Source organism: Actinomycetospora chibensis (assembly GCF_028737215.1).
Classification (GTDB): Bacteria; Actinomycetota; Actinomycetes; order Mycobacteriales; family Pseudonocardiaceae; genus Actinomycetospora; species Actinomycetospora chibensis.
In genome coordinates this window covers 49327-69846 of record NZ_JAQZAM010000024.1, presented here as the reverse complement: position 1 = coordinate 69846, position 20520 = coordinate 49327, and the positions used below count along the sequence as shown (strand labels likewise).

17 protein-coding genes and 1 pseudogene are annotated in these 20520 nt (G+C 72.3%); 10 read left to right on the top strand and 8 right to left on the bottom strand.

Features of this window, described 5'->3' with window-relative positions; translation table 11 throughout:
* Window positions 1–448: 448 nt before the first annotated feature.
* Window positions 449–1585 (bottom strand): MFS transporter, encoded by a 1137-nt coding sequence (locus tag PH189_RS26730; RefSeq protein WP_274191900.1) that lies wholly within the window; start codon window positions 1583–1585, stop codon window positions 449–451.
* Window positions 1586–2634: 1049 nt separating this feature from the next.
* Window positions 2635–3267, bottom strand: a complete 633-nt coding sequence (locus PH189_RS26725) for a hypothetical protein (protein ID WP_274191899.1) — start codon at window positions 3265–3267, stop codon at window positions 2635–2637.
* A 67-nt stretch (window positions 3268–3334) separates the two neighbouring features.
* Here PH189_RS26725 and PH189_RS26720 point away from each other — a divergent pair, with 67 nt between their 5' ends.
* On the top strand, window positions 3335–6091 hold the full coding sequence (locus PH189_RS26720) for an Ig-like domain-containing protein (RefSeq protein ID WP_274191898.1): 2757 nt from the start codon (window positions 3335–3337) through the stop codon (window positions 6089–6091).
* Window positions 6092–6219: 128 nt separating this feature from the next.
* Here the strand turns inward: PH189_RS26720 and PH189_RS26715 are convergent, their stop codons facing one another.
* A complete protein-coding gene (locus tag PH189_RS26715) occupies window positions 6220–6375 on the bottom strand; it encodes a hypothetical protein (protein WP_274191897.1) in 156 nt (51 codons plus the stop codon).
* Window positions 6376–6498: 123 nt separating this feature from the next.
* On the opposite strand from PH189_RS26715, the gene PH189_RS26710 reads away from it, so the two are divergent.
* Together PH189_RS26710 and PH189_RS26705 are read left to right on the top strand one after the other, a co-directional pair.
* Window positions 6499–7617: a class I SAM-dependent methyltransferase gene (locus PH189_RS26710; protein WP_274191896.1), complete on the top strand. Its 1119-nt coding sequence runs from the start codon at window positions 6499–6501 to the stop codon at window positions 7615–7617.
* A 693-nt stretch (window positions 7618–8310) separates the two neighbouring features.
* Window positions 8311–9732: an alkaline phosphatase PhoX gene (locus PH189_RS26705; RefSeq protein WP_274191895.1), complete on the top strand. Its 1422-nt coding sequence runs from the start codon at window positions 8311–8313 to the stop codon at window positions 9730–9732.
* 105 nt (window positions 9733–9837) lie between these two features.
* On the opposite strand, the gene PH189_RS26700 is transcribed toward PH189_RS26705, so the two are convergent.
* A complete protein-coding gene (locus PH189_RS26700) occupies window positions 9838–11301 on the bottom strand; it encodes a diacylglycerol/lipid kinase family protein (protein WP_274191894.1) in 1464 nt (487 codons plus the stop codon).
* Window positions 11302–11617: 316 nt separating this feature from the next.
* On the opposite strand from PH189_RS26700, the gene yhjD reads away from it, so the two are divergent.
* Window positions 11618–12649, top strand: a complete 1032-nt coding sequence (yhjD, locus tag PH189_RS26695) for an inner membrane protein YhjD (RefSeq protein ID WP_274191893.1) — start codon at window positions 11618–11620, stop codon at window positions 12647–12649.
* A gap of 13 nt (window positions 12650–12662) precedes the next feature.
* Here the strand turns inward: yhjD and PH189_RS26690 are convergent, their stop codons facing one another.
* The gene (locus PH189_RS26690) at window positions 12663–12806 is read right to left on the bottom strand and encodes a hypothetical protein (protein ID WP_274191892.1); all 144 of its coding nucleotides are present in this window, start codon (window positions 12804–12806) and stop codon (window positions 12663–12665) included.
* Window positions 12807–13295: 489 nt separating this feature from the next.
* On the opposite strand from PH189_RS26690, the gene PH189_RS26685 reads away from it, so the two are divergent.
* The 6 genes from PH189_RS26685 (at window position 13296) to PH189_RS26660 (ending at window position 17788) form a co-directional block, all read left to right on the top strand.
* Complete coding sequence (locus PH189_RS26685; RefSeq protein ID WP_274191891.1) at window positions 13296–14393, top strand: AI-2E family transporter; 1098 nt, start codon at window positions 13296–13298, stop codon at window positions 14391–14393.
* A gap of 191 nt (window positions 14394–14584) precedes the next feature.
* A complete protein-coding gene (locus PH189_RS26680) occupies window positions 14585–15055 on the top strand; it encodes a DUF7144 family membrane protein (RefSeq protein WP_274191890.1) in 471 nt (156 codons plus the stop codon).
* Between the two features lie 169 nt (window positions 15056–15224).
* On the top strand, window positions 15225–15365 hold the full coding sequence (locus PH189_RS26675) for a hypothetical protein (protein ID WP_274191889.1): 141 nt from the start codon (window positions 15225–15227) through the stop codon (window positions 15363–15365).
* 110 nt (window positions 15366–15475) lie between these two features.
* Window positions 15476–16414 carry an NADP-dependent oxidoreductase gene (locus PH189_RS26670; protein ID WP_274191888.1) on the top strand — a complete coding sequence of 313 codons (939 nt, stop codon included), beginning with the start codon at window positions 15476–15478 and terminating at the stop codon, window positions 16412–16414.
* A 39-nt stretch (window positions 16415–16453) separates the two neighbouring features.
* Window positions 16454–16834: a MerR family transcriptional regulator gene (locus PH189_RS26665; protein ID WP_274191887.1), complete on the top strand. Its 381-nt coding sequence runs from the start codon at window positions 16454–16456 to the stop codon at window positions 16832–16834.
* Window positions 16835–17308: 474 nt separating this feature from the next.
* On the top strand, window positions 17309–17788 hold the full coding sequence (locus PH189_RS26660) for a universal stress protein (protein ID WP_274191886.1): 480 nt from the start codon (window positions 17309–17311) through the stop codon (window positions 17786–17788).
* 79 nt (window positions 17789–17867) lie between these two features.
* On the opposite strand, the gene PH189_RS26655 is transcribed toward PH189_RS26660, so the two are convergent.
* From PH189_RS26655 to PH189_RS30565, 3 genes and pseudogenes are all read right to left on the bottom strand, one after another.
* Entirely contained in the window at window positions 17868–19352 is a 1485-nt protein-coding gene (locus tag PH189_RS26655; protein WP_274191885.1) for a serine hydrolase domain-containing protein, read from the bottom strand.
* A gap of 63 nt (window positions 19353–19415) precedes the next feature.
* The gene (locus PH189_RS26650) at window positions 19416–19739 is read right to left on the bottom strand and encodes a TIM-barrel domain-containing protein (protein ID WP_274191884.1); all 324 of its coding nucleotides are present in this window, start codon (window positions 19737–19739) and stop codon (window positions 19416–19418) included.
* A 67-nt stretch (window positions 19740–19806) separates the two neighbouring features.
* Window positions 19807–20520, bottom strand: a pseudogene (locus PH189_RS30565) (TIM-barrel domain-containing protein); the annotation flags it as partial.

Genomic DNA, 20520 nt, shown 5'->3' with positions numbered 1-20520 from the left:
GCGCTATGCGCATGTCCTGAGACACGCCATGCCTATGTCCTGAAACAGCACACTGTCGTCCCGACAGAGCACCGGAACCCCGTTGACCAGGGTAGAGGCCCAGGTCAGCGGGGTTCTTGCCGTTCACGGTGCTGACCGTCGAGTGGATCATCTATCCCTCACACATCTGGACCACTGTGGGACCAGGAGCCCGCCCACGGGCCCGCCCCGTCGCTGGCGCTCGCGGACTGGGCCACGCCCACCCGATTCGCTGAGAGGTCTCCTGTGATCAGCCTGTGGGGTGCCGGTCCTGGCGCTGATGTCCCGGCACAACGCGTGATCGCCAGCCCGAGGGGCGGCACCGACGCTACGAGCCAGAACACCAGCAGCCAGGCTCCCAACCACCGCAACAGCGGCGAGCTGACCCTGACACTGAGCTCGACGCCAAAATTGGCAGTCGACTCGAAGGTCAAGCCGGAGCGTGGCTCAGGCGGGTGAATGCGGCCACACAGGCCCAGGCCGCAGCACCGACGACGAGGAAGGCGAGGTAGACGCCGTCGTAGCCGAGCCACGGGGCGACGGCGGCTGCGGCGACCGGCGCGAGGATGCCGGCCACGCCCCAGCCGGTGAAGACCAGGCCGAAGGTGGCGCCGAAGCGGTCGGGCGGTGTCACGTCGGCGGTCGCGGCGGGGGTGAGGGTGGAGAGCGCCCCGTATTGCGTGCCGAGCACGAGCAGGGCGGCGAGGGCGAGAGGACCGGCGGCGCCGAGGGCGAGCGGCACGCAGGCCAGGACCAGCAGGGCCGCGTTCGCGTGCAGCGCGGCCGGGCGTCCGATCCGGTCAGAGAGCGGGCCGGCGATGAGGCGTCCGGCGAAGTTGCCGACGTTGAGCAGGGTTACGGCGAGCGCGACGGTCGAGGCAGTGCCGGCGAGTTGCCCGGCCTGGGCGAACGCGGCGAGCGCGGGTGCGCTGCCGAGCCCGAACGCCAGCCACAGCGCCACGACGGGGAGTTTCGGGCGGCGTGAGTGCTCGTCGTGCTCGACAGCGGCGCGCCGCTCTGGAGCGGTGCCGGGGACGAGGACGGCGGCCAGGATCAGCAGGAGGCCCAGCACGCCGGCCAGGAGGGCGAAGGTGGCCGCCCGCCCGAGGGCGATCAGGAGGGTTGAGGCGAGCGGGGCGAGGACGGCGGTGCCGATGGCGTAGGCGCTGACCACGAGTCCGAGGGCGAGTCCGCGGCCGGTCTGCACGGTGCCGGCGACGCGGACGGCGGTGGCGTAGCCGAGCCCGCTCGAGGCGCCGACCAGGACACCGAACGCGAGGACCATGGCCGTCACCGAGCCCGCGACGGCGCTGCCGAGCAGCCCGGCGACCATGCCGGTCGCGGCGATCAGGGCCAGCCGGCGGGGTGGCGTTCGGTCGGCGGTCCGGCCGCCGAGGACGACGGCGGCCATGAAGGCGACCAGGCCGACGGAGAAGACGCCGGCCAGGGCAGTCTCGCCGGCCTGGAGCTCGGGGCCGAGCATGTCGGTGAAGACGTCCCAGGCGAACAGCGGGCTGACCGCGAGGTCGAGCAGCACCGCGCCGGTGATCGCGCGTCGCTTGCTCACAGGCGCCTCCTCGACGGTCCCGGGAGCTCGACCGTGTCCGGACGGGCCCCCGGTTGGCGAACGCTCTCATGCATCCCTAGGGCGGTCTTGCGTCCTTTCGACCGGTCTGTCGTCTGTGGGACTGTCCATCTCTATCCCGCACCCGTGTACCGGGGGTCGGCATGACGGCATCAATCCACGAGTCGGTGGCCGGTCCTGCAGCCCGACGAGCGAGGACGTCTGGCGGGAGTTCGGGGCGCAGCTGCGCGCGTTCGTGCATCGACGGGTCGCTGATCCGCAGCGCGCGGAGGACGTTCTCGGGCTCGGCGCCGGGGCCTCCGGGCGGGTCGTGACGGTCGGCTCGCGCCGCGCGGACACCGACGAGGAGTCGACCGTGGCGCGGTGGTGGGAGTGTGAGCACGCCGGCGAGGGGCGCAGGCAACTCGAACGGCGGAACACCGCGGCGTTGGCGAGCTGTTCGTCCAGATCCTCGCCGGAAAGGGCCTCTCCGTCGTCACGTCATCGAAATGACCTGCGCCGTCGGTCCCTGGTCGGTCACGATCGCACGCGCGGGCCCGCCGGAGCAGCAGCGCGACTCCGGCCCGAGCGACTAGGAAGCTTCAAGCCGGGGACGACGAGGGCGGGCCGGCGGTACAGGCGTGCCCGATCATTCGGTGCCCTCGTCGCCAGCGACAAGCCGACGAGCAGGGTTATGACGTCGTCCGCGTCGGGCTCAGGGGCGGCGCGCCGTCGCAACCATCGCCAGGCTACCGGCGCACGCACGACGGAGCTCCTGGCCTCGCCCGCTCCGTGACCAGCGTTCGGCAAGCGCCGCGACCGTCAGCAGTGCCGGTAGCCCGATGACCCGATCCGCGGGGCCAGGGGCGGACAACGCAAGACCACAACGATCACGTGGGGTCGGGCAGACAGGGCTGAGTCGAGAATCCCCCATTCGGCTCAGCGTACGAGCGGAACGCTGCTGCACCCCGCAGCGATTGGTGGAGCGAGCAACTGATTGCGCACGATCGATTCGGGGGGAACGGAGCCGTGAAGAAGCTCGTCAGGACCAGTCAGGCCACCAGGGCCGCGAGGACGGCCGAGGCGGCGAGGGCCCGGAAGGCGGCCCGGATCGCGAAGGCACGGCGCGGGGGGCGCACCGTGGTCGCCTCGCGGACCGCGCAGACGGCCCTCGCCGCGGCGATCGGTGCCGGCATCCTCTTCCATGGCCCGCACGAGACGGCGGCCGTCGACCACGTCGTCGTCCAGGACGTGTCGTACGCGTTCGAGGACCCGGCCACCGGCACCGACGGCGGGGGAGAGGACGAGACCGGCGCGGCCTCCGCCGACCAGGCCGAGTCCGGGGGCGGCACGGGCTCGCCCGAGACCTCCACCGAGGGATCCGGCGCGGAGCCGACCGAGAGCACGGCCGACGCTCCCGATGGCGCCGCGGGATCGGGGGGAGACGGAACGACGCGGCCCGGCGCCACCGCCGCCGAGACCACGAAGCCCACGGCGACGACGAGGCCGACGACGCGTCCGCGGCCGACGACCTCGAGGTCGTCGGAGCCGTCGGCCGGGACGTCGGTCATCTCCCCGGCCGGCTCGACGTCCGCGAACGCCGGAACCGACCGTCCCGCCGTCGCCGCCGGGTCCGGCGCCGCGAGCAGTACGGCGACCAGCGCGAGCGGGCCCTCGACGGACACCACCGCCCACCCCGCCGCCCACTCGCTCCGTGGCGGTGCGGCCCCGGCGACACGGCCGATGGAGGCCGTGACACGGAACGTGCTGACCCGCCTCGCGCTCGCGCTGGCCGGACTGCCCACCGGCTCCGCGCATGCGTCCGGCCCCGTCGCCCCGACGGCACCCGCGAGCGCCTTGATCCTCGCGCAGTGGGCACTGTTCCGTCGTGGCGAGAACCCCCTGCTCAACCGCACACCCGTTGCCGCCCCCACCCTGAGCTCGCCGACGAGCTCGGGGCAATTGACGGGCGGCCTGCACGCGACCGACCCCGACGGCGACCGGCTGAGCTACACCGTGATCGCCGAACCGGCGCACGGCGACCTTGTGATGCGCTCGGACGGCACCTTCACCTATGTGCCGGACCCGGAGTTCGCCCTGACCGGCGGCGATGACGCCTTCACCGTCGTGGTTCGTGACAACGACCCGACCGCGCCCGGCGGGGGCCGCTACACCGACGTGCTGCGCGAGGCCCTGATGCGCCACCACCCGGCCCTCGCCTCTCGGCTGTTCGGGGCGCACACGATCACGGTGACCGTGCCGGTCACCGTCACCCCGACCGGCCCGACCACCCCGCCGGTCGTCCCGGAGCCGCCGGGCCCGACCGTCGACAGGGATACGGGTGCCGTGAGTGGGAGCCTCGGGGTCGGGCCCACGGCCGGGGGCACGCTGGTCGTCACGGTTCCGGAGCAGCCCGGCACCGGGTCGGTGACGGTCGACCCGAAGACCGGCACCTACACGTTCACGCCGACCGCCGCCGCCCGCCGTGCCGCCGCGGGCACGCCCGGCGCCGACGTCGTGACCTTCACCGTTCTCGTCGCGAACGGCGACGGCGACGTCGTGCCGGTCACGGTCACGACGCCCGTCGACCCCGGCCCGACCGAGGTCGTCGCCGAGATCCCGGTCGGGCCCGGAGTCCAGACGCTCCACGCCAGCCCCGACGGACGTCGCATCTACGCCGTCGGCCAGAGCGGCGGGACGTCAGTGATGCGATCGCTCGCGGCCGCGCGCACGTTCTCCGCCGCAGCGCAGGACTCGGTTCCCACGAGTACCACGATCTCGATCATCGACGCGGGCCGAAACTCGCTGATCAGCACGGTGACACTGCCGGGCCGAGCCGACGAGCTGGAGTTCAGCCCGGACGGCAGTCACGCTTTCGTGACGACCCGCACCGAGGACCGCAACGACAAGGACGAGCCGACCACGGTGACCGTCATCGACGTCGACACCGACGCCGTCGTCGCCACCCTGCGCCCCGTCGGGTCTTACGGCGGTGTCTACTTCGCCCCCGACGGAGAGCACGCCTACCTGAGCGACTACATGGGCGATCAGGTCCTGGTGCTGGACCTGGCCGACGACACCCTGACGACGATCGCCGTGCCTCGGCCCCAGTACCTCACCTTCAGCCCCGACGGCCGCCGGGCCTACATGCCGAGCATCACCGACGGCACGACGACCGTCTTCGACACCGCCACCCACGCCATCATCGGCAGCGCGCCCGGCTACGGCGAACCGACCTTCGGCGCGGACGGGAGGTTCGGGTACCTCGTCGACTACCAGTACGTCCACGGCTCGGTCACGGTGATCGACACCCGGGACGACTCGGTGACCGTCATCCCCGTCGGCGGTCATCCCACCACCACCGTCTGGTTCGGCGCCGGCGGAGCGTTCGCGTACGTCATGGACCAGGGGGGCGACGACCCGAAGCTGACCGTGATCGACACCTCCGATCACTCCTTCACCACGATCGACCTGGGGTCCGACCCCAGCTGGTGGTTCCCGTCGCCCGACGGCACCCGGATGTACATCACCGACCGTGCCGACGGGACAGTGACGGTCGTCGACGCCGCCCACGGGGTCACCCTCGACACCGTGTCGATCACCGCGGAGGGCTCCGACAGCTTCATCCACGATGCGCAGTTCGGCCCGGACGGCAAGCGCTTCTACGTTGTCGACGCCGGCCAGATCACGATCTTCGACACGACCGACGACAGCGTGACCACAGTGCCCGGTGACGGGCGGCTCGGGTTCTCCACCGACGGCTCCCTCGCCTACGTGCTCGGCTACGGCGACGCCTCGGGCGGCGCCACGCTGAGGGTCATCAGCGCGGGCGACGACGGCGGCCGGACGTTCACCCTGCCCACTCCCGCTGACTGGGTGTACTTCAACGCGGACGCGACGCGCGCCTACGCCTGGAACTGGGACGGCGCCGTGACGGTCGTCGACATGGCGACCGGTGCGACGACGTTCGCGTCGGTCGGCCAGCCCGCCTACGAGCCGCAGTTCAGCCCGGACGGCCGTCAGCTGTACATCGCCGGCGACGACCGCGCCGGCGCCGGCGCCCTGACCGTGATCGACACCGCGGACGACACGATCTGGACCGTGCCGGTCGATGCCTCGCCGTCTCGCGTCACCTTCAGTCCCGACGGGCACGCCTACGTCGTCAGCGGTCGCGACGCCGACGGCACGACGGTGACGATCGTGGACGGTGCCGCCCGGACCTCCACGAGTTTCGTCGCGAGCCCCTATGCGACGGATGTCGAGTTCACCCCGGACGGCCGCTTCGGCTACGTCTTCGGCTACGGCGAGACGTACGACGACGGGGAGATCATGTTCATCGACCTCGCCGACGGGTCGACGTCGGTCGCCCCGGTCCCCGCGCCTACCGGGATCCGGTTCAGCGCCGATGGTCGTCACGCCTACGTGCTGGACCAGCGCAGAGGCACGGCGACGGTCATCTCACTCGATGCTGACGGATCGGTGCGCCCCTCGGCTGAGCGGGCGGTGTGACCGTCGGGGAAGCGACTCCCGCCCCGCGACATCCGTCCGGCCCCGTCCGCCACTCATCCGCGAGGTGGGCCGTGCTGGGGGTGGCACGGCTGCCATCCGCGCCACCCCCTGGCGGCCCCGCCCGCCGCTCAGTGACGCAGACCCGCCTGCTTGAGCAGCGGCATGACGTTCTCGTCGAAGTACGTGAGCTCCTCGTTGTAGTCGATGAGCCCGAAGATCATGCCCTGCATCCCGGCGTCGTTGAGCTCGGCGAGCTTCTCGGTGACCTGCTCGTGCCCGACCATTTCCGGTTCTTCGCCCTCACGGAGCAGACCCCGGTCACTCCAGGGTCTACGGACTCCTCCGTATTCACCTCCACGGCGAGGGCGAGTGCACTGAGTGCTTCTCACGGTGGAAGGAGCCCGACGATGACCTCGACCACGCCGACAGCGGCACCCGTGGCCACCCGGTCGCCGATCGACCCGACAGTGCTGGAGGCGCTGGTCGGTCAGATCATCACCGACGCGGGCGCCGCGCTGGTCGTCCCACTGGGTCTCCTCGGTGATCGGTTGGGCCTGTTCGACGCGTTGGCGGGGCTCGAGCCGGTGACCGCCGAGCAGCTCGCCGCCGAGACGGGGCTCTCCGAGCGGTACCTGAGGGAGTGGCTCCTGGCCATGGCCGCCGCCGGGTACATCACCTACGACGGCAGCGACATGGACGAGTCGGCACCCTCGGCGCGCTACCGGCTCTCCCCGGAACAGGCCGAGGTGTTCACCAACCCCGACAGCCCGGCGTACGTGGCAGGTGCACTCCAGAACCTCACCGCCGCCACGCGCATGCTGGACCGGCTCACCGAGTCGTTCCGCACCGGTGAGGGAATCGGCTGGCACGAGCAGCACGAGGACATGTTCCTCGGCACCGAGCGCTTCTTCCGACCGGGCTACCTCGCGAACCTGACCGGCTCCTGGATCCCGGCCTTGACCGGGATCGAGGAGCGACTGGTGGCCGGCGGGACGGTTGCCGACGTCGGGTGCGGGCTGGGTTCCTCGACCGTCATCCTTGCGGCGGCGTATCCGCGGGCCAGACTGGTCGGTCTGGACTACCACCCCGAGTCCGTCGAGCTGGCCCGCGACCGGGCCGAGTCGGCCGGGGTCGCTGATCGCATCAGCTTCCGCGTGGCTCCCGCGACCGAGTTGACCGGGCAGTACGACCTGGTCACCTTCTTCGACTGTCTGCACGACATGCCCGACCCGGTCGGGGCGCTGCGCGCCGCCCGCGCAGCCCTGGCCGAGGGCGGGTCGGTCATGTTGGTGGAACCCATGAGCTGGGATCACGTCCCTGAGGTGCTCAACCCACTCGGGCGGCTGCTGCTCGGCGCGTCGCTGTTCGTATGCCTGCCCAGCGGGCTCTCGGCCCCGCCTGCCGCCGGCCTGGGCAACCAGGCCGGGCCGAGGCGGACCTGCGAGCTCGCGCGCGAGGCGGGCTTCCGGGACGCCCACCTGGCCACCTCCACCGAGGTCAACCACGTCTACGAGCTGAGGCCGTAGCCCGCGGCGAGGATGCCTCTGCTCGGGCACTGACTCGTGGGCCGAGTCAGGTGCCGCGCACCCGTCGGGCCTCCTGGTGTGTCGAGGGGAGGTCCGGGGGACACCGGTCTCGGCGATGGCACGACGGAGCAGACCTGCCCAACGTCGTCCCGTGCTTCGTAGCCATCGATCAGGTGGTCGCGACTCCCGCCCCTCGGCGGGGCTCGGCGAGCAGGACCGGGCGGCTTGCCCCCGTGCGACTGACGTCTGAAGGGCTGGCCGTGCTGGCGGCGTCGTGTGCTCGCGTGAGCGAGCTGGAGGATGACATCCGAGCACGTCTCGGGGAGACCAGCTACCACCAACTCGTTCGTCTACTCGGCCGAGTGGAAGACATCATCGGCGTGGATCGAAGTCCCTCGTCGCCGTGAAGGTGCACGTCGAACGGTCCCCGTGCCGAGGTCACGCTCGAGGATCGTGGGTCATCATCCAGGACTCCGTTTCCGAGATACCCGGGTTTCCGAGAGGTGTGAGAGACCCCGCCGCGATCCTCCGGCACCGTCCGAGCTGACCGGGCGGGAGGCACCGCAGGACCGAGGGATTACCGATCTGCTTGCCGCGTGTCGTTCAGCTGATGGCCACGTCGGTGGGGCAGCGTCGTGAGGGTCGTCATCCGTCGGGGTGACGACGTCGCCTCGTCGAGAGGAACCACCACGCATGTCCGACGGTCTCGCCGGCGGCCTGTCCCGCCGCAGCTTCCTGTCCCGTTCCGCGGTACTCGCCGGCGGTGTGGCTCTGCTGGGCAGCGCGGAGGGCCTGTTCGCCGCGCCCAACGCGGGCGCCGCCCCGGGGCCGGGCGGGCCGGGAGGCCCGGGCTACGGCCCGGTCGTGCCCGACCCGGCCGGGCGCCTGGCTCTGCCCCGGGGCTTTCGGTACGAGATCGTCTCGGAGGCCGGGGTGACCCGCCTCGACTCCGGCGAGCCCAGCCCCACCAACAGCGACGGCATGGGCGCGTTCCCCGCTCGCGGCAACGGCACGGTGCTCGTGCAGAACCACGAGTTGCGCGGGGCGCGCGCCGCGGCCGGACCGCTGGTCGTGCCGACGCCGCCGGAGTTCACCTACGACCCGCAGGCGCCCGGCGGCACCACGACGATCAGCGTCGACCGCGACGGCCGCCGCCTGGGCGAGTACGTGTCGCTGGCCGGGACGTCGACCAACTGCGCCGGCGGCGTCACGCCGTGGCAGACGTGGCTGTCGTGCGAGGAGACCGAGGACCTCGCCGGGGTCAACGGCTACACCAAGGACCACGGTTATGTGTTCGAGGTCGACCCCGAGGACCGCGGCGCCAACCGGGACCCGCAGCCCATCAGGGCCCTCGGGCGCTTCGCCCACGAGGCCGTCGCGGTGGATCCCGGGAACAGCACCATGTACCTCACCGAGGACGCCGCGGCGCCCAACGGCCTGCTCTACCGCTGGACCCCGCCGCGGGGCTTCCGCGGCGGCAAGGGCGCCCTGCGCCGCCTCGGCCCGACCGACGGGGCGTACGAGGCGATGCGGTGCACCGACGCGGCGGGGACGCCGATCGACGACCTGTCGCGGGCGGTCGAGGTCGGCACGACCTACCAGGTCAGCTGGACCACCGTGCCCGACCGCGATGCCCGGGTCGTCCCGACCCGCCTCCAGCTCAACCCTCCGCAGGTCACCCGCGGGCGCAAGCTCGAGGGTTGCTGGTGGGGCGACGGCGGCGCGTACGTCGTGACGAGCTTCGCGCGCGCCGAGAGCCCGGTACCCCACGACGGGCAGGTGTGGTTCCACGACCCCCGCCGCCAGACGCTGACGCTCACGCTGCGCTTCGGGGTCAATCCGAGCCCCGACCAGGACGGCACGAACTACGACGGGCCGGACAACATCACCGTGTCTCCTTGGGGCGGGGTCATCCTCGCCGAGGACGGCGAGGGCGTGCAGCACCTCGTCGGGGCCACGGCGGGCGGGCAGACCTACCCGATCGCCCGCAACGACCTCAACACCAACGAGATGGCCGGCCCGGTCTACTCCCGCGACAAGCGCATCCTGTTCGCCAACCTCTACGACCCCGGCATCTGCTACGCCATCACCGGCCCCTGGCGCCATCAACGCTGAATCGCGCCGCTGGGTCACGGCCCGTACCGAGTGGGTCCTCGATTCCTTCAGGTCGGTGCCCACGCGGTCGCGACCCGCTGACGATCGGGGGCGTGACTCGGGCGATCAGCCACCGGGGCCGCGACCTGGAGCATCGCGCGTTTCGCCGGTGTCCATGGACGGTTCGGGCACGATGCTCGACCGGTGAGCGTCGGCGGGCCCGTGTTCGGACGGGCGCCCGAGCAGGACCTGGAGCAGGGCGCTGGTTGCTGCGGCCGGGCCGGCGGGACGGGAGGCGGCGGTGCGCGCGGTGGACGGGGTGCGGACGCGCAGCGCGGCCGGGAGCGACGCGAAGCGCAGGGGCGGCTCGAGCCGGAGCGCTTCCCCGTCGACACCGACGGCGACCGACGCCTCGCCCGAGTCGATGACGAACTCGCGGGCGGTCCACTGCCGGAAGCCTCGGTAGCGGCTGAGCTGGCCGCCGGCCTCGGCGGCCAGCAGGGCCCGCACGTCGCCGGTGCGGTCGACCCTGAGGGTGACCACACCGAGCACGCCCGCGTCGAGCCGATCTCGGGTTCCCAGGCCGCTGAGCCGCTCGAGGCGGTAGACGTTGTTGGAGACCAGCACGAGGTCGGCGGTGGTCTCCCGGGTGCCGTCCGGACCGGTGAACCGGAGATCGAAGCCGGTGGCGTCGGGTCCGAGGAGGTCGGGCAGCATCCCGGCGGCGGTCGCGAGCTTCGCGTCGCGGTAGGCGTCGGACTGGACGACGGTGGCGTAGACGCCGAGCGAGGCGTTGTTGACGAAGACGCGGTCGTCGACGGTCGCGAGGTCGATGCGGCGCTCGACCGCGTCCCCGAACGCGTCGAGGGCGGCGGTGACGTCGTCGCGGTCCAGGCCGAGATCGAGGGCGAAGTGGTTGCGGGTGCCCGCCGGGACGCAGACCAGCGCCACGTCGTGGCGACGCGCGACGTCGGCGACCAGGGCCTGCGATCCGTCGCCGCCGGCCATCCCGAGGACGTCGGCGCCGCCCGCGACGGCGTGTTCGGCCAGGGCGCGCAGGTCGTCGCCGGGGTGCAGCACGATCGGCGTGATCCCCCGACGGCGGGCTTCCTCCTCGAGGTGGAACCGCCCGACCTTGCCGCCTCCCGACCGCGGATTCATGAGCAGTACGCCGTGCGTGGCGGGCCCGACCCGGCGCCGCATCGACGGTGGGTCCGCCGCCTGGTCGCCCAGGGAGTAGCGGGCGGTGGCGATCGCGACGGCCAGCAGACCGATCACCACGGCGATCCGCACCAGCGACCGAGGATCGAGTACGACCACGAGCGCCACCACCGCGACCGCCGCGATCGCGATACCCAGCCACCGCCGGGCGCCACGGTGGATCAGCGCCGACCACCCCGCCAGCACGGCGACAACGACCATCAGCACCCCCGCCGCGAGCAGCAACGGTGCGTCGAGCAGGCGCACGACCACGACCGCCAGGGCGGCGAGCGCCGCCAGCAATGCCGCCCCGGCCGCCACGCGCCGGCCGGGACGGACGGGTGCCGGCGGCGATGTGGGCGATGCGGCGGAGGGCCCGTCGATGCTCATGATGATGTCCTGCCGGGTGGGGGAGTGGCGGACATCAGGCCGCGGGCGCGACGGCTCGACGCCGAGGTCGTCGCCCCGGCCGGGCCTGATGACCTCGCGGGGACCGGATCGGGCCCATGTGAGCGGGAACCCGCACCGACGGAGGAGGGCACAAGGTCCCGGGCTCGTGGCCCCCGAGGTCCCGGCCGGGACCTTGGCCCGTCGGCCCGGGGGCGTTCGGCTCTGCCGGGTCGCGTACCCGCCTGTCCTGCTGAGCACGGCCTCGGTGCCGGGGGCGCGCTGGCGACCGTGAGCACGGCCGACCGAGGAGATCATCATGACGACGGCGGAGGATGCGACCCCGACCGAGCTTGGTCGGTTCGAGGTGCTGCGAGCGCGCCATCGTTGGCTGGACCACCTGGTCCGGGCCGGCACCCGGTATGTCGACAAGCACGGCGACCACTACGCGGCCGCCATCACCTACTTCAGCGTGCTGGCCCTGGTCCCGGTCCTGATGATGGCCTTCGCCGCCGCCGGGTACGTCCTCGCGAGCAACCCCCAGTTGCTCGCGGAGCTGCGGGAGGCCATCACGACCTCGCTGCCGGACACGCTGGCTCCCACGGTGAATGCGATCATCGACACCGCGATCGGGCAGCGCGATGCGGTGGGCGTCCTCGGTCTGGCCTTCGGGCTGATCGCCGGTCTGGGGTGGACGGTCAACCTGCGGGAGGCGCTGTCCCAGCAGTGGGATCAACGCGAGCCGACGGTGCCCCTGGTCAAGCGCTACGGCATGGACCTGCTGGCGATGATCGGCCTCGCGTTCGCCCTGCTCGTCTCGTTCGCGGTCACGGCGATCGGCACGGGCATGTCCGGCACGGTGATCGAGCTGCTCGGACTCGGACCCACCTGGTGGACCGAGTTCCTGGTCGTCCTGGTCGGGGTGGTCCTGGCCCTCCTCGCGAACTGGATCGTGCTGGTCTGGGTGGTCGCTCGGCTCCCGCGGGAACCGGTGACCGTGCGAAGCGCGGTGCGGGCGGCGGCGCTCGGCGCCGTCGCCCTGGCAGTGCTCCAGCAGGTCATGACCGTCTACCTCGCCGTCGTCACGACCTCGCCGGCCGGGGTCGCGTTCGGCCCGATTCTCGGCCTGCTCGTGTTCACCAACGTCGTCGCCCGGCTGGTCCTCTTCGTGACCGCGTGGGCGGCGACGTTGCCCGAGAACGAGACCGAGCACATCCGAGAGCCCGCGCCCGTGATCGTTCGGCCGGCGATCATGCTGGGAGGACTGCCGTCGTCGCGGACGACGGCCGTCCTGCTCGGAGCCGGCGCCATGCTCGGCGCCGTGGCCGGCGCGCTCACCCGCCGGCGCTGAAACAAGCCTCCCGTCAGCTGATCGTCGCTCGCGTGCCGGCACCGGTGTCGGAGCCGGTGTCCGCTTCGGTGAACATCTCGCGTAGCCCAGTCTCCTGGTCGCCGGAGAGGTTGGTGGTGAGCAGCTCGGCCTCGGTGCCGTGGAAGGCCTCCGCCACCTTGTCGGCGACCGGTCACCGTCCGGAGCCAGGCTCGGAGGTCGGGCCCGGCCCTGCGCACGGACGAACGGCCCCGGTCGTCGGCCGTGCAGGTCCCTCGCGGTCGGGGTCGGTGCTCGGCGGCGTCAGGCCTGGCACGACGGGGCCGGACCCGACGGTCCGGCCGGGACGTTCGACCTGAGCGCGGGGCCTGTTGTCCTCTGAATCCCCGACGGCAGGGCTGGATGCCTGGTGGGAGCCGCCCGGGACCGGGGACGCAACCGTCGGTTCGTCACCCGCCCTCGAGCCCGGAGACCCCGGGTCCGACATGCCGTTTGAGCCGCGCCGCGGCCGGCAGGGGTGGCCCGTCGGAGCGAGGAGTGAGTAGCCATGGATGACGGCGACGGTCGGCTCGCAGTGGGTGGATCCCCGGGGGAGGCGCCCGGCAGGGCAGCGGCGGACGGGTCCGCGGTGGGGGCCTCGGGAGGAGCGGCGCTGCCGCGGGGTGTGGTGATCCTGCTGGGGGCGGCGGCGGTGGTGGTGACCGTGGCCGGGTTGTTCTGGGTCTCGTGGCTGATCGGGCCGTTGCTGCTGGCCCTGGTGATCGTGGTCGCGGTCTACCCGATCAAGACGTGGCTGCAGGGCAAGGGGTGGCCCGCCTGGGCCACGGTCCTCTCGCTCATCGTCGTCATCTACGGGTCGGTGCTGGTCCTGGTCGCGTTCCTGGCCGCCTCGGCCAGCCAGCTCAGCGCGCTGCTGGCCGAGAACTCGGGCAAGTCCCAGCAGTTGGTCAACTCCGTGACCGCGGCGCTGCAGAAGGTGGGCATCACCCCCGGCCAGTCCTCGAGCACCGCGAACTCGGCGAACCTGAGCAAGTTCGCCGACCAGATCGGCGCCGTGCTCGCGAACGTGGGCTCGCTGCTGAGCAGCCTGGTGTTCATCCTGGCGCTGATGCTGTTCCTGACCGCGGAGTCCGGCGGCACCAACCGGCGGATGAACATGATCTCCCAGGATCGCCCGCACATCGTCACCGCGCTCGAGGGATTCGTCCACGGCACGCGCAGCTACCTGGTGGTCACCGCGGTGTTCGGCCTGATCGTCGCGGTGCTCGACACTGCCGCGCTGGCCATCATGGGAATTCCGCTGGCCGTGCTCTGGGGCGTGCTGGCCTTCCTCACCAACTTCATCCCCAACGTCGGGTTCATCATCGGGCTGGTGCCCCCGGCCCTCCTGGCTCTGCTCACGGGTGGTTGGCAGCTCGCCCTCGCGGTGGTGGTCGTCTACTGCGTGCTCAACCTGGTGATCCAGTCGCTGGTCCAGCCGCGATTCATCGGAGACTCGGTGGGCCTCTCGGCCACGGTGACGTTCCTGGCGCTGCTGTTCTGGGCGTGGATCCTCGGGCCGCTGGGCGCGCTGCTGGCGATCCCGATGACGCTGCTGGTCAAGGCCGTCCTCGTGGACTCCGACCCCCGCGCGGGGTGGGTCGAGGCCCTGTTGGGCGCCGAGCCCTCGACCCCCAAGGAGAAGACGGACAAGAAGGACCGGCGGAAGCATGCCGGCAACGGGCACCGTCCCGAGGCCGATGTGGCGACCGCCCCGGCCCCGTAGCGATCCGGGCGGGCTGTCGAGCGGTCCCGGGGCCGGGTGCCGATACGGGAGCCGTGTCACGGGCCCAGGCTGTTGAGCCACGTCTCTCGGGCCTTCCGGCCCTGCATGCGCATGCCGAGGCGGGTCGACCGTCAGTGGTGTGGACCGCGGTCGAGGGCCGGGGCCACAGGGCAGTTCACCTGGAGGAAGACATGACCGAACAGCGCACACCGACAGCGACGAATCGTCAGTCCAGCCCACCGCCGCGATCGTCGTACGAGGCGGCGCCGGTGGAGGACGCCGACACGGGAATGGGCTGGGTGCGGTTCGCCGGCGTGATCATGGTGGTGATCGGCGGGTTCGGCGTGATCGAGGGCTTCGTCGCCCTGTTGACGCCGAACTACTACGTCACGGCCGGCGGGGCGGTGCTGACCTTCAGCCTCACCGGGTGGGGCTGGGTGCACATCATCCTCGGCGCCCTGGTGCTGGCGACCGGGTTCGGCCTGCTGGGCACCGCCTCGAGCTGGGCGCGCGTCGCCGGGATCGTGTTCGTGACGATCAACATGCTGGTGCAGTTCGCGTGGCTGCCGGCCTATCCGCTCTGGGGGATCCTCGCGATCGTGCTCGACGTGGTCGTGCTCTACGCCCTGGTCGCCACCTGGGGTCAGCGGACCGATTGGTGAGGACGGCACCCGTGGCGGGCCTGCCTTCCCGATCATCGTGACGTCCTCGAGCCCCAGCACGGCCGACGCGGCCACGCTGGTCGGGAAGGCGCGGCGGGCGCGGTGTGGGCGGCGCCGCCGATGTGCCGCCTCACCGCGCATTCCTGGTGGCCATCGTCGGGACTCGGCGATGAGCAGGTCGATGGTCGCCGATCTCGCCACCCCGCCGCCACGAGGGCGGGTAGTCGCCGTCGCCATGCGGGCGACCCTGACCGTGGTCGTCCTCGTGACGCTGCACCACGTCCTGCCCCTAGGCGTCGCGGTGCCGTGAGTGCTCTCACAGACGGTGGACTCTGACATCGATGTCAGGTCCTAACGTCGCCATCGGTTCGCCGAGGCCACCAGGTCCCCGGGGACCGGTCGACGACGATGGGAGTCGCTGTGGGTCTCGCATTCGGGTACCGGGCGTTCGGTGGGCCGGAGGTTCAGGAGTTCTTCGACCGACCTGATCCTCGACCGGCACCGCACGAGGTGGCGGTCGCCGTCACCGCGGCCGGGGTCAACCCGATCGACTACATGCTGCGGGCCGGGGCGATCCCGGGGCTCAACGGGGGCTTGCCCTTCCCCCAGGTTCTCGGGATGGAGGCCGCAGGGATCGTCACCGCCATCGGTGCCGACGTGGCGGGCCTCGTCGTCGGCGATCGGGTGTTCGGGTTCGCGCTGACCGGTGCCGGCACGTACGCCCACCGCACGGTGCTGCTCGGGTCGGCCACGGCCCGCACCCCGGCCGGGCTGTCCGATGCCTGGGCGGCGACGATCCCGGTGGCGGGAACCACCGCGCTCGACGCGCTCGACCAGCTGGGCCTCCCCTCGGGTGCGCGGCTGCTCGTCAACGGCATCGGCGGCGGCGTCGGCGTGGCCACGGCTCAGCTCGCCCGCGCCCGCGGCCTCGACGTCGTCGGAACCGCGAGCACGTCGAAGCGGGACATCGCCGCCTCGACGGGCGCGGCGTTCGTCGACTACACGGAGGGTCAGGTCGAGGGCAGCCTGCGGGCTCTGGTCCCCGACGGCTTCGACGGCATTGTCGACACGGTCGGTGGTGTCTCCCTGCGTGCCGTGGCGCCCCTGGCTCTCGAGCCGTCACGGGTGATCTCCATCGGCGACGTCTCGGTGACAGAGATCGGCGGGGCCGCGGTGGACCGTCACACCGACCGCCCGACGCTGGAAAGAGTGGCCGAGCTGATGCTCCAGGGCGTCCTGGACCCCCACATCACCGCCGTCCATCCCCTGGAGCACGCGGCCAAGGCCCTCGCCGATGTCGAGAGCGCCCACTCCATCGGCAAGACCGTCCTCGAGCTGAGCGAGATACCTTCCCCGTGAACACCGGCCGGGCAGCGGCGGGAGAGGGCGGGCGGTCGGATGCGCATCGGTGAGCTGGCACGACGCACGGGCACCAGTGTTCGGATGCTGCGCTACTACGAGCAGCAGGGCCTCCTGGCGAGTGTGCGCACCGAAGGCGGTCAGCGCACCTACGGTTCGGACGACCTGCAGCGGGTGGAGCTGCTGCGGGCCCTGTTCGGCGCGGGACTCTCGAGCCGCACGATCGCCGAGGTGATGCCGTGCGTCGATACGCCGTCCGCCCGGTCTGTCGAGGAGGCTCACGCGGTCATGCGCCGTGAACGCGACCGCATCACCGCGACGATGGCCGCGCTTGCTGCTGCGCGCCGGGCGCTCGACGACCTGATCGCATGCAACGAGCAGCACCAGGCGGAAACCGACGGTCGTCGCCGACCCGCCTGACCCTCGTCGGCAGCACCGCCCGGTGCTCGGTCGGACCAACCGCCGAGCTCGACCTGGCTCGCCGTCACACGCCAGCGGCGCCGGCGGAACGAACGTGCGACACGTCGGGGGAGCTCAGCCGCACCTCAGTGGTCGCTGCCAGGATCGCCCGCGCCCACGACCTCGCCGACGACACCGACTCCTTGTCCTGATCACGCCGTGGTCGCCGACTCGCGGAGCTGCGCGCTGCGCACGACGGCCGGGGCCACCGCGATCCAGAGCCGGTCGTCTCCTTGCGCACGTCCTGAGGGTCGTCCCGATGAGCGGCGCGGGGGCAGGGCCGAACCACCCCGGACCGGCGGTGCCCGGCGCCCGGCGACGCGGGACCTTCGGCCCGGGGCGGGCCACCGGGCCGGAGCCGTTCGGCACTGCCGTAACGCAGGGCGGTGCTTCAGGGTCGGGGCCACACGGCGTGCAGCGAGGAGGGGAGCGGTCATGACGGAGGACGCGGCGCAGGATGTGGTCGTCTGCGGTGTCGACGGGTCGGCGGGGTCGCGGTACGCCCTGAAGGAGGCGATCCGGTCGGCGGTCCGCCGTCACGCCCGGGTGCAGGTGGTGGCCGTCTACGAGCCGCCGGAGATGTGGGCGGCGATGAGCTGGGGCGCGATGGGGGACCTGTCGATCCCGGACGCCGAGACCCTGCACCAGAGGGGACTCGAGCTCGCCCAGGGCGTGGTCGATGAGGTGACCCCGGCGATGGCCACCGAGTTCACGCTGCCCGAGGTCACCGTCGAGGCGCGGCCTGGCCGGCCGGCGGAGGAGCTGGTGGACGTCGCCCGCGGCGCCGACGAGCTCGTCGTGGGGCACCGCGGACGCCGGGGGTTCGGCAGCCTCGTGCTCGGGTCGGTGGGTCTGGGCTGCGTCCTGCACGCGACGTGCCCGGTCACGATCGTCCCCGAGCCGACCACTGCCTAGAAGAACAGTCCGGAGCTCGGGCGGTCGACGTCGATGCGCGACCGCGGGGGGCCGATCGAGCACGGGTCGCCTCCTGACGTCAGCGAGTTGTCCGCGCTCCGGACCGGCGGTCCGCCACCAGGACGGCGACTCGCGCGACGGCGAGCGCGACCCCGGTGAGCGCCGCGACCCCGAGCAGGACCACGACGTCGGGCATCGCGAGGCTCAGCTGCCAGAACGTGAAGACCCGGCCCGTCGTGGCACTGACGAGCGGGACGAGCCCGGCGAGCAGGACGGCGGGGAGAACCAGCCAGGCGATGCCGGGCACGATCGCCCACCACGGCCGACCGGCCCGTCGCCGCCGCCACCGCCCGAGGCGGACGAAGGCCCACGTCCGAGCCCCGAGCACGAGGACGCACGCGCCACCGAGCACGGCGGACACGAGGGCGGTGCTGCGGGGCGTCCCCGCCTCACCGTTCCCGCTCAGCAGTGTTGCCAGCGCGGAGGTGACACCGGCCGTGTCGGCCAGGGCGCTGTTGCCGTTGAAGAGGAGGGCGAAGGCGTACCCGCTCTCGGGCAGCAGGACCTGCACGGCCGAGAAGGTCGAGAGCACCCCGGTGTGCTCGATCCGACGCGGCCCCTCCTCTCGCGTGACGACCTGCCAGCCCATGCCGTACCCGCCGGCGACGCCCGGCGGCGGGGACTGCAGGAGGGCGAGCCCCTCGGGTGGCAGGAGCCCGCCACCGGCGGTCGACTGCGCGACCAGCCATCGCGCCATGTCCTCCGCGGTCGACACGACCCCGGTCGAGCCCGCGACCGTCCCGTCGAGCTCGGCCCGGGCGACGGGTCCGTCGAACACCAGCACGTGGCCGTCGGCGAGGTCGGGCGCCTGCGGCCCGGCCTCGGAGGCGGTCGCCGTCGCGAAGGTCCGCGTCATTCCCAGGGGCGCGAACACCTGCCGGGAGAGGTACTGCGCCCACGGCTCGCCCGCCACGACCTCGACCACGCGCGCGAGCACCTGGTAGTTGAGGTCCGAGTAGTGGAACTCGGTCCCGGGCTCACTCTCGGGTCGCGCGGTACGCAGGCTCGTCACCCGCTGCTCGAGGTCCTGGTCGTCGGCCGTGATCGCGGGGAAGCCGGTGTCGGCGATCCCGCTTGTCTGGTTCAGCAGGTGGCGCACGGAGATGCGGGTCGAGGCGCCGGGATCGCCCGTGGCGAAGCCGGGCAGGTAGCGCCGCACGGGTGCGTCGAGATCGATGCGGTGGGCGGCCGCGAGCTGCAGGACCGCGGTGGCGGTGAACGACTTGGACAACGAGGCGATCCGGAACCGCGTGCCCGGCGTGACCGGTCCGCCGCGCCCGTCCGTCCCGAAGCCCGCGAGGTGGACGACGTCGGGCCCGTGGGTGACCGCGGCGGCCATCCCGGGCAGACCGGTCGCGGCCCACGCGTCGGCGAGGACGCGGTCGAGGACCGCCGGATCGGGCGCCGCCCGGGACGGGGCCGCGTCGACGGTCACGGCCGACGCGAGGATCACGACCGCAACGCAGCACGCCGTGGCCGTCAGCCTGCGGACCGCGTGACGCATCCCGACAGGATGACCGCGGGATCCGGCTCTGACCACGCGCACGACCGGGCCTCCGGCGCGGGTTCAGCCCGGGAGGCCGAGGTCGGCGGGTGGCGGCAGGGTGATGCGTGATCCGGCTCGGGTGAGGAGCGGGATGTGGTGGGTGGGGGCGTCGACGGTGATCCAGGTGCGGCCCGGGTGTTCGTGACCTGTCCAGTAGTCCCGCCAGCGTCCGGCAGGTAGGTAGACCGAGGTGCGGGTGGTTCCGGCGGTCAGCACGGGGGCGACGAGGACGTCGGGGCCGAGCAGGTACTGGTTCTCGATCGTCCACGTGGTGGTGTCGGAGGGGTCCTCGAGCCAGAGGGGTCGCCGGGTCGGACTGCGCCTCGACGGGGTCGGCCTGGGCACCGAGCATGTCGCGCATGGTCGGGGAGAGCGCTCCGAGCTGGACCCAGCGGTTCCAGAGCTCACGGTCGCGCTCGCCGTGGTGCTCGTCGCCGGTCATGAAGCCGCCGATGTCGGGGCCCCAGTAGGGCCATCCGGAGATGCTTCCGTTGAGCATCCCGGCGAGGACGGAGGGCAGGCCGGTTCGCGGGTCCCAGTCGCGCGTCTGGTCTCCGGTGAAGCGGCCGGTGACCGCGGCCTGGGACCCGGTGTAGCCGGAGCGTGCGAACAGCACGGTCTCGTCCGGCTTCACGGACTGGACGGCCTGCCGGGCGGCCGCGGCGTAGAGCACCGGGTAGGCGTTGCGCATCAGGCTGCCGGGGGTGCCGTCCGCGTAGCGGGCAGCCATCGGCGCCTGGTCTCCATAGTCCTGCATGGCGCCGTCGAAGCCGAGCACGCCGATCGCGTAGCGCAGACGGTCCTGCCACCACTCGGTCGCCGCGGGGTTGGTGAAGTCCAGGTAGGCCCTGTGGTCGGCGTACATCCAGGGTTCGGTGAACACCGAGCCGTCCTGGTTGCGCACCAGGTAGCCCCGGGCGGCGGCCTCTCCGAAGCTCGGACTTCCGGGCACGAGGAAGGGGCTGAGGTACCCCAGGACCCGGAGCCCGCGGCGATGCAGCTCGGCGATCAGCGCGGTGGGGTCCGGATAACGCCCGATCGGAACGGGCCGGTAGATCGGCCAGGGCCACCCGAGACCGGAGATCGGGTCGGTGAGGTCATAGATCCAGACGGCGTCGAGGGGCAC

Excerpts from the sequence above, each read along its gene's own strand:
- yhjD (WP_274191893.1), top strand. The coding sequence starts at position 11,618 with ATGACGACGGCGGAGGATGCGACCCCGACCGAGCTTGGTCGGTTCGAG.
- PH189_RS26715 (WP_274191897.1), bottom strand. The coding sequence starts at position 6,375 with ATGGTCGGGCACGAGCAGGTCACCGAGAAGCTCGCCGAGCTCAACGAC.
- PH189_RS26660 (WP_274191886.1), top strand. The coding sequence starts at position 17,309 with ATGACGGAGGACGCGGCGCAGGATGTGGTCGTCTGCGGTGTCGACGGG.
- PH189_RS26700 (WP_274191894.1), bottom strand. The coding sequence starts at position 11,301 with ATGAGCATCGACGGGCCCTCCGCCGCATCGCCCACATCGCCGCCGGCA.
- PH189_RS26705 (WP_274191895.1), top strand. The coding sequence starts at position 8,311 with ATGTCCGACGGTCTCGCCGGCGGCCTGTCCCGCCGCAGCTTCCTGTCC.
- PH189_RS26665 (WP_274191887.1), top strand. The coding sequence starts at position 16,454 with ATGCGCATCGGTGAGCTGGCACGACGCACGGGCACCAGTGTTCGGATG.
- PH189_RS26675 (WP_274191889.1), top strand. The coding sequence starts at position 15,225 with ATGAGCAGGTCGATGGTCGCCGATCTCGCCACCCCGCCGCCACGAGGG.
- PH189_RS26710 (WP_274191896.1), top strand. The coding sequence starts at position 6,499 with ATGACCTCGACCACGCCGACAGCGGCACCCGTGGCCACCCGGTCGCCG.
- PH189_RS26680 (WP_274191890.1), top strand. The coding sequence starts at position 14,585 with ATGACCGAACAGCGCACACCGACAGCGACGAATCGTCAGTCCAGCCCA.
- PH189_RS26655 (WP_274191885.1), bottom strand. The coding sequence starts at position 19,352 with ATGCGTCACGCGGTCCGCAGGCTGACGGCCACGGCGTGCTGCGTTGCG.